The following is an 8,016-nucleotide window of genomic DNA, read 5'->3' as shown; positions in this document are numbered from 1 at the left end:
GCGGGGGCCGGATTTGAACCGACGACCTTCGGGTTATGAGCCCGACGAGCTACCAGGCTGCTCCACCCCGCGTCCGTGGAAGCGCACTATACGCTGAGTGCTGATTGTTGCAACCCCTTTTCGGAAGGAAAGTTTAAATTTACAGTCGATTGCTGAAAGAATAGACCATTTGTTGAAATAGTGAACTGATGCAGGCAGTGACAGAGAGGATGGATTTCATTCTTACGGGCGCTTTGCTATCGTCGCCGTGCGAACAGTTTATAAAAAGAGATGATGATGAAAGGATGTTGGGCGAAGTATGCACTTACTGGCGCATTTTTAGCGCTACTGGCTGGCTGTAGTTCCAAACCCACCGATCGTGGACAGCAATATAAAGATGGTAAGCTTGAACAGCCTTTAGCGCTGGTGAATCAGCCTAACGCTAAAGGGCGCCCGGTTAACGGCAAAGATTTCGGTGAGCAGGTGCGTCAGGTTCAATATGCATCTTCTGGACTGTTTGGCCGCCAGAATGGCACTTACAGCGCCATTGAAAGCTGGCTAATGGCGGGTGCCGATACGCGTCAGCTGCGTCAGTTCGGTTTGAATGCATTCCAGATGGAAGGCACCGATAACTACGGCAATGTACAATTCACCGGTTACTACACGCCAGTTGTTGAAGCACGTTATACCCGCCAGGGTGAGTTCCAGTACCCGATTTATCGCTTACCTCCTCGCAAGCGTGGCGAGAAATTACCTAGCCGCGCCTCTATATATAGTGGTGGCATCGACGATCGTTACATCATCGCTTACAGCAATTCGCTAATCGACAATTTCATGATGGATGTGCAGGGCAGCGGCTACGTTGATTTTGGTGATGGACGACCAATGCGTTTCTTCGGCTATGCCGGCAAAAATGGCTGGGGCTATCACAGCATTGGTAAAGAACTGATCGATCGCGGCGAAGTGAAGCGTGAAGATATGTCGATGCAGGCGATCCGCCAATGGGCGCAGGAACATTCTCCACAGGAAGTCCGCACGCTGCTGGAAACCAACCCTTCGTTTGTCTTCTTCAAGGCAGAAGAATATACGCCAGTGCGCGGTGCGAGCGCAGTACCGCTGATAGCGAAAGCCTCGGTGGCCTCCGATCGTTCAATTATTCCTGCCGGAACAGTATTGCTGGCAGAAGTGCCGCAGTTGAACGAGAAGGGTAAGTTCAATGGCAAATATGAGATGCGTTTGATGGTGGCGCTGGATGTGGGTGGCGCAATCAAAGGCCAGCATTTTGATATTTACCAAGGCATTGGCCCAGATGCTGCTCACCTTGCTGGCTTCTATAATCACTATGGTCGCGTATGGGTATTGAAAGCCGCGCCAGGCACTGGGCAGCCTGTGTTCAGTAACCCGCAAAATGGTAATAATGGTTCTCTGTTATTGGGTTCTAATTAATGTCTTATCTGCGGGCCAATCGGCCCGCACGACTTTACAGGTTAAATTATGAGTAGGGTTAACGACGCCTGGCGCCAACGCTTTGGAGGGACTGCGCGTCTTTATGGTCAGGATGCGCTGCAACAATTTGCTGATGCGCATTTCTGCGTAATTGGTATCGGTGGCGTTGGCTCATGGGCAGCGGAAGCGCTGGTGCGAACCGGCATCGGCAAAATTACGCTGATTGATATGGATGATGTCTGCATCACCAACACCAACCGGCAGATTCATGCGCTGAATGGCAATGTGGGCAAAGCAAAAACTGAAGTCATGGCCGATCGCATGCGCGCTATCAATCCAGATTGCGAAGTGATTTGTATTGATGACTTCATCACGCCTGAAAATACCGCTGAGCTGATGGCTGCAGGTTACGACTATGTGATTGATGCGATCGATAGCGTGCGTCCAAAAGCGGCGCTGATCGCATGGTGCCGCCGTAACAAGATCCCGCTGATCACTACCGGTGGTGCGGGTGGGCAGATCGATCCTACCCAGATCCAAGTCGCCGATCTGGCGAAAACGATTCAGGATCCGCTGGCTGCAAAATTACGTGAGCGTTTAAAACAGCTTGGCGTCGTTAAGAGCAGCAAAGGCAAGTTAGGCATTGATTGCGTTTTTTCTACCGAAGCGCTGGTTTATCCGCAGCCGGACGGCAGCGTATGCGCCTCTCGCAGTACGGCGGAAGGCCCTAAACGCATGGATTGCGCCTCAGGATTTGGTGCGGCCACGATGGTGACCGCGAGCTTTGGTTTTGTGGCTGTTTCACATGCGCTGAAGAAATTCATGGCGCGTGCGGCACGTCAGGCTTAACGCAACGCTTCGTGTGCCTGATGCTTAACTGCATCGGCTAGCGCCTGTAACCCGCTACTGCGTGAAGCGCTAAGCTGAGCGCGTAAGCCTAAATCCTCAAACAGCTGCAAAGGATCTTCATCTACCAGCATTTGTGGCGTTTTACCTTCAACGGCGGTCAGCAAAACCGCCAGCAGGCCGCGCACAATGCGGCCTTCGCTATCACCGTAAAAGTGCAAAGTGCCGTCATGGCGCATCTGACTGCTTAGCCAGACGCGATTTTCACAGCCGCTTAATTCAATCTCCGGTGTTTTCAACGCTTCCTCTAACGCGGGAAGTTGGCGGCTGAGCTGAATCAGCTGACGATAGCGATCTTCCCACTGATGAAAATGCGCAAATTTATCTTTCAAACTTTCAATGGTGATCAGATCGCCAAACGGGTGTGGCGCTAACATTGATGAACTCATATCAAGGCTCCGATAACAACGCGATGGCGCTACGCATGGCGCGTAACAGCGCATCAACATCTTGCAGATTATTATAGGGCGCAAACGAAACACGCAGCGTGCCGCTGACACCCAGCGCTGCCAGCAACGGTTGAGCACAATGTTGGCCGGCTCGCAGCGCAATGCCGTGCTCCGCTAGCAGCGTAACGATGTCGCTGTGATGAATGCCTTCGAAGTCAAAAGCCAGCAGACTGGCGTTACCACAGCGGAAACTGCGAAAGCCGGGCAATTCGGCGAGTTGTTCTTCTGCGAGACTGGCAAGCTGCTGGCTCCACATCTCCGCTTTGCTTTGGTCGTGCTGACTGAGCCAGGTTAATGCTGCACTTAACCCCACCACGCCTGCCACGTTCGGCGTTCCTGCTTCAAAACGCCACGGCACCGGTTGAGGCGTAAAGCCACTGAAGTCAACCTGTGTCAGCATTTTGCCGCCACCTTGCCAGGGACTCATCGCTTCCAGCAGTTCAGCTTTACCGTACAGCACACCAATGCCCATCGGGCCGTAAAGCTTGTGTCCTGAAAATGCATAGAAGTCGATATCCAGCGCCTGCATGTTCGGCGGGCAATGCACCACGCCTTGCGCGCCATCAACCATCACTTTCGCGCCGAACGCATGTGCTAGCTGAATCGCCTGCGCCAAATCGGGACAGCCGCCCGTAACGTTCGACATTTGTCCAATTGCCAGCAAGCGCGTGCGGTTGTTAAGCAAAGCAGGCAGTAGCGAAATATCGGGCAGGCGATCAGCCCCAATCGGCCATTTCACCACTTTTGCGCCACGCGCTTGCGCCACCATTAACCACGGGACCAGATTCGCGTGGTGTTCGGCTTCACTGACCACGATTTCGTCACCCGCCTGTAAACGTGGCAGCAACCAACTGTTGGCCACTAAATTGATGGCTTCGGTGGTGCCGCGTGTCCAGATAATCTGCCGAGGATCGGCCGCGTGCAACCAATGAGCAACCTGATTGCGGGCCTGCTCGTAACGTTCGGTAAGCTGGCGTGCGGCTGCAAACTGACTGCGATGAACGGTGCCTGCGCTCAGGCTGTAGAACTGCTGTGTGGTATCAATGACGACTTGCGGCTTCAGCGTAGTTGCTGCGCTATCGAGATAGACGCCAGCGTCGTCTAGCGCAGGAAACTGTTGGCGAAAAGCACTGGGATTAAATGCGGTCATGCGCGTCTCTTGATAATGACTCATGATGATAATAAATAGGACCAGACCGAAAGAAAGGGTTCCGCCTGGCAAAGCTGAAAAAGCGCGTTATGCTGAATATTGCAAGGTTTGAACCAAACCCGCATAACGATGCGACCTAATTTAGTTGATCTCACTTATCTGCTGCTTCTGGTCAGCGTAACGCGGGTGGTTTAATGCAATCAATCTGCAAGGAGATAGAAGATGAATAAACTCACCGCAGTGCTGGCCGTTTGTACCATGGCTTTTACCCTGACTGCTTGTTCAAGCAACTACGTTATGCACACGAATGATGGTCGCACCATCGTCGCTGATGGTAAACCCAAGGTAGATGATGAAACCGGTATGATCAGCTATAAAGATGCCAATGGCAACGAACAGCAGATCAACCGTACTGATGTGAAAGAAATGGTTGAGATGGGCCAGTAAGCAGGCAAAAAAAAGCACCGCAATTTGCGGTGCTGTTTAAAAAATTTCTATGGACAGACAGGGTAAATCTACAGGAATTAAAAGCTTGATCTGCAAAGGTCAGATCAAAAATGCAAACACAACATCACGACCACAAGCCAAAAGCTTTCGGAAAATCTGCGAACTCACTCACAAATCCTAAAACTTTTCGTTCCGGCTCAGGAAGTGCGGCAACTATAGGTATTTGCTGGAGCTTCCTCAACGGACAAATTATAATGTCTCGGATTAAAATTTCTAATACGTAAAGGCTTTGTATAAGCTTTGGTATTTGTTGCCGATCCGGATACGGAAAACCATGTCAAAACGTCTTCCTCCTCTTAATGCGCTGCGGGTTTTTGACGCCGCTGCACGCCATTTAAGCTTTACCAAAGCCGCTGAAGAGCTTTTCGTCACCCAGGCAGCTGTAAGCCATCAGATAAAATCTCTGGAAGATTTCCTTGGCTTAAAGCTATTTCGCCGGAGAAATCGTTCGCTTTTACTGACAGAAGAAGGGCAAAGCTACTATTTAGACATCAAAGAGATTTTCTCTGCGATTAACGAAGCGACACGCAAATTACAGGCACGCAGCGCCAAGGGCGCTTTAACGGTCAGTTTGCTACCCAGTTTTGCCATTCAATGGCTGGTTCCGCGTCTTTCCAGCTTTAATATGGCTTATCCGGGAATCGATGTGCGTATTCAGGCCGTAGACCGTGATGAAGAGAAGTTAGCTGATGATGTTGATGTGGCTATTTTCTATGGGCGCGGCAACTGGCCGGGCCTTCGAGTCGAAAAATTGTACGCTGAATATCTGCTGCCTGTTTGCTCACCTGCATTAATGACGGGCGATAATCCACTTAAAACGCCAATGGATTTGTCGCGCTTTACCTTGCTACATGATGCTTCGCGTCGTGACTGGCAATCCTACATTCGTCAGTTAGGTGTGCAGCACATTAACGTCCAGCAAGGGCCGATTTTTAGTCATAGCGCAATGGTTTTACAGGCCGCGATTCATGGTCAGGGTGTGGCATTAGCCAACAATGTGATGGCGCAAAGTGAAATTGAAGCAGGCCGATTGGTTTGTCCTTTTAACGATGTATTAGTCAGTAAAAACGCTTTTTATCTGGTTTGTCATGACAGTCAGGCAGAACTGGGTAAAATAGCCGCCTTTCGACAGTGGATTCTGGCCAAAGCAGCAACCGAACAAGAAAAATTCCGCTTCCGCTATGACCAGTAACGTTTTGATTCTGCAAAGTTTGATTTCTACCTAATTGATTTCTGCACAAGCGATTGATTCAGAATGAATGCAGATGCACCTTGAGGATTGTTTAATGTCCAGTCGTGCCATGTTGATTTTTGCTGCTATCAGTGGGTTTTTGCTGGTGGCTTTTGGTGCTTTCGGCGCCCATGTTTTAAGCGGTTCACTCGGGCCAGCCGAGATGGCGTGGATTCATACCGGTCTTGAATATCAGGCTTATCACACCTTAGCGGTGATTGGCCTTGGCGCTGCGATGTTGCGTCGCGCCAATATCTGGTTTTACTGGAGCAGCGCATTGATGGCACTTGGCATCGTGTTGTTTAGCGGAAGCCTTTATTGTCTGGCGCTGTCGCATTTGAAGTTTTGGGTTTTTGTCACCCCAGTTGGCGGGCTTTGTTTCCTGGCCGGTTGGTTTTTGATGTTGATTGGCGCGCTGCGTCTTAAACGAAAGGCAGATCGCCATGAATAAAGTATTGCTGTATTGCCGTTCCGGTTTTGAAAAAGAGTGTGCGGCTGAAATTGCCGCTAAAGCAGCGGAACGCGAAATCTATGGATTTCCTCGCGTTAAAGAAGATTCAGGTTATGTGCTGTTCGAGTGCTACCAGTATGAAGATGCCGATCGCCTGATAAAGGAACTCCCTTTTGAGGAGCTTATCTTCGCGCGTCAGATGTTAGTTGTCGGTGAGCTATTGCGTAACCTGCCGCAAGAAGATCGTATTTCTCCGGTAGTCGGCATGCTGACGGGTGTGGTTGAGAAAGGGGGTGAACTGCGTGTAGAAGTGCCAGACACCAACGAAGCTAAAGAGCTGACTAAGTTCTGTCGCAAATTTACCGTGCCGCTGCGGGCCAGTCTGCGCGAAAACGGAATTTTGTTAGGTTATGAAAGTCCTAAGCGTCCTGTGGTGCATGTTTTTTTCATCGCTCCGGGCACCTGTTATGTAGGCTATTCCTATCCGAACAACAATTCTCCGCTTTATATGGGCATTCCGCGGCTTAAGTTCCCTTCTGATGCGCCGAGCCGTTCAACGCTGAAGCTGGAAGAGGCTTTTCATGTCTTTATCCCTGCTGATGAATGGGATGAACGTTTAACAGGCGGCATGTACGCCGTTGATCTCGGTGCTTGTCCGGGGGGCTGGACCTATCAACTGGTACAACGCAGCATGATGGTTTATGCGGTTGATAACGGTCCAATGGCACCAAGCCTGATGGATACCGGACAGGTAATGCATGAGCGAGCAGACGGCTTTAAGTTCCGTCCGCCGCGTACCAATATCACTTGGCTGGTTTGCGATATGGTCGAAAAACCGGTGCGCGTGGCAAACCTGATGACAGAATGGCTGGTAAACGGCTGGTGCCGCGAAGCGATCTTCAATCTGAAGTTGCCAATGAAAAAGCGTTACGAAGAGGTTACGCAAATTCTGGCGATGATCGAAGAGCGTTTTCAAGAGAACGGTATTAATGCGCAGATTCGTGCACGTCACCTCTATCACGATCGCGAAGAAGTGACGGTGCATATTCGTCGCATCTGGGCTGCGGTTGGTGGGCGTCGCGACGAGCGGTAATTTAATGAGGCTGAGTGCTGCGGCACTCAGCCTTCATAACGCAGCGTTTTTAAATTCCCTTGTAGTACTAAATCCTGCTTGAGCGTGGCAACTTGCCGGCTGATTTGCGCCATTTGCTGTTCTGCCTGCAATTTTTTGCGCCACTTTGTGGGGACTTGATCCAGTTGCTGATAAATTCCTTCCAGCGTTCCAAACTGCTGTAACAATTCTTTGGCACTTTTGGGCCCAATACCGGCAATGCCCGGAATTTTGCTGCTGCTGATTCCACACAACCCCCAATAATCAGGCAAAAGCTGTGGCGCAACGCCAAATTCTGCTGCAATAAAAGGCACATCCAGCCAGCGTTTTTGGAAGTAGTCACGAATGCGGATTGCCGGGGCCAGCAGCTGACAATATCCTTTGTCTGTAGAAACGATGGTGGCCTGATGGCCAGCTTCAGCCATTTTTACTGCCAGCGTGGCGGCGAGATCGTCAGCTTCGTCCTGATCAGCAATCCAGCAGCTCACTCCCGCAGCGCGAAAGGCCTCCTGCAGTGCAGGCATTTCTGCCTGTAAGTCTTCCGGCATCGGCGGACGTCCACTTTTGTAGTCCGGTAATAAATCGTGACGCCAGCCTTGATGTCGGGTTTCTCCGTCAAAAACCGCAACAACATGGGTGGGTTGCGTATGACCGAGCAGCTGTCGTAGTGCAGCTACGCAGCCATCAACACAAGGCGAACCCTGTACTGCATGTAAACGGCGGATAAGGTTTAGTGCATCAATAATGAGAAGATGAAGAGGCATGAGAATATGGGCAGCCCGAAAG

At 50.8% G+C, this 8,016-nt stretch carries 9 protein-coding genes; 6 read left to right on the top strand and 3 right to left on the bottom strand.

Features of this window, described 5'->3' with window-relative positions:
- Positions 1-276 precede the first annotated feature (276 nt).
- Positions 277-1,425: a murein transglycosylase A gene (gene mltA / locus SC127_RS08160; RefSeq protein WP_215848226.1), complete on the top strand. Its 1,149-nt coding sequence runs from the start codon at positions 277-279 to the stop codon at positions 1,423-1,425.
- Between the two features lie 48 nt (positions 1,426-1,473).
- Positions 1,474-2,274 carry a tRNA cyclic N6-threonylcarbamoyladenosine(37) synthase TcdA gene (gene tcdA / locus SC127_RS08155; RefSeq protein ID WP_215845727.1) on the top strand — a complete coding sequence of 267 codons (801 nt, stop codon included), beginning with the start codon at positions 1,474-1,476 and terminating at the stop codon, positions 2,272-2,274.
- Here the strand turns inward: tcdA and csdE are convergent.
- On the bottom strand, positions 2,271-2,720 hold the full coding sequence (csdE, locus tag SC127_RS08150; protein WP_332625950.1) for a cysteine desulfurase sulfur acceptor subunit CsdE: 450 nt from the start codon (positions 2,718-2,720) through the stop codon (positions 2,271-2,273). The genes tcdA and csdE overlap by 4 nt on opposite strands.
- Position 2,721: 1 nt before the next feature.
- Entirely contained in the window at positions 2,722-3,930 is a 1,209-nt protein-coding gene (csdA, locus tag SC127_RS08145) for a cysteine desulfurase CsdA (protein WP_332625948.1), read from the bottom strand.
- Positions 3,931-4,152: 222 nt separating this feature from the next.
- Here csdA and SC127_RS08140 point away from each other — a divergent pair, with 222 nt between their 5' ends.
- The 4 genes from SC127_RS08140 to rlmM all read left to right on the top strand — a co-directional run bounded on the left by SC127_RS08140 (position 4,153) and on the right by rlmM (position 7,212).
- A complete protein-coding gene (locus tag SC127_RS08140; protein ID WP_215845730.1) occupies positions 4,153-4,377 on the top strand; it encodes a YgdI/YgdR family lipoprotein in 225 nt (74 codons plus the stop codon).
- A gap of 334 nt (positions 4,378-4,711) precedes the next feature.
- The gene (locus SC127_RS08135; RefSeq protein ID WP_215845731.1) at positions 4,712-5,629 is read left to right on the top strand and encodes a transcriptional regulator GcvA; all 918 of its coding nucleotides are present in this window, start codon (positions 4,712-4,714) and stop codon (positions 5,627-5,629) included.
- Between the two features lie 94 nt (positions 5,630-5,723).
- Positions 5,724-6,119 carry a DUF423 domain-containing protein gene (locus tag SC127_RS08130; protein WP_215845732.1) on the top strand — a complete coding sequence of 132 codons (396 nt, stop codon included), beginning with the start codon at positions 5,724-5,726 and terminating at the stop codon, positions 6,117-6,119.
- Entirely contained in the window at positions 6,112-7,212 is a 1,101-nt protein-coding gene (gene rlmM / locus SC127_RS08125) for a 23S rRNA (cytidine(2498)-2'-O)-methyltransferase RlmM (protein WP_243079053.1), read from the top strand. Before SC127_RS08130 ends, rlmM begins: the two co-directional genes overlap by 8 nt.
- Positions 7,213-7,238: 26 nt before the next feature.
- Here rlmM and xni read toward each other — a convergent pair whose 3' ends face one another.
- Positions 7,239-7,994: a flap endonuclease Xni gene (gene xni, locus SC127_RS08120; RefSeq protein WP_215845733.1), complete on the bottom strand. Its 756-nt coding sequence runs from the start codon at positions 7,992-7,994 to the stop codon at positions 7,239-7,241.
- Between the last annotated feature and the right edge of the window lie 22 nt (positions 7,995-8,016).

The organism is Pantoea sp. T14 (genome assembly GCF_036663535.1).
GTDB classification, from domain to species: Bacteria; Pseudomonadota; Gammaproteobacteria; order Enterobacterales; family Enterobacteriaceae; genus Pantoea; species Pantoea phytostimulans.
Note: the sequence above shows the minus strand (reverse complement) of the source record. Positions and strands in the feature narration are given on the sequence as shown.

Excerpts from the sequence above, each read along its gene's own strand:
- rlmM (WP_243079053.1), top strand. The coding sequence starts at position 6,112 with ATGAATAAAGTATTGCTGTATTGCCGTTCCGGTTTTGAAAAAGAGTGT.
- csdE (WP_332625950.1), bottom strand. The coding sequence starts at position 2,720 with ATGAGTTCATCAATGTTAGCGCCACACCCGTTTGGCGATCTGATCACC.
- tcdA (WP_215845727.1), top strand. The coding sequence starts at position 1,474 with ATGAGTAGGGTTAACGACGCCTGGCGCCAACGCTTTGGAGGGACTGCG.
- csdA (WP_332625948.1), bottom strand. The coding sequence starts at position 3,930 with ATGACCGCATTTAATCCCAGTGCTTTTCGCCAACAGTTTCCTGCGCTA.
- SC127_RS08140 (WP_215845730.1), top strand. The coding sequence starts at position 4,153 with ATGAATAAACTCACCGCAGTGCTGGCCGTTTGTACCATGGCTTTTACC.
- xni (WP_215845733.1), bottom strand. The coding sequence starts at position 7,994 with ATGCCTCTTCATCTTCTCATTATTGATGCACTAAACCTTATCCGCCGT.
- SC127_RS08135 (WP_215845731.1), top strand. The coding sequence starts at position 4,712 with ATGTCAAAACGTCTTCCTCCTCTTAATGCGCTGCGGGTTTTTGACGCC.
- mltA (WP_215848226.1), top strand. The coding sequence starts at position 277 with ATGAAAGGATGTTGGGCGAAGTATGCACTTACTGGCGCATTTTTAGCG.
- SC127_RS08130 (WP_215845732.1), top strand. The coding sequence starts at position 5,724 with ATGTCCAGTCGTGCCATGTTGATTTTTGCTGCTATCAGTGGGTTTTTG.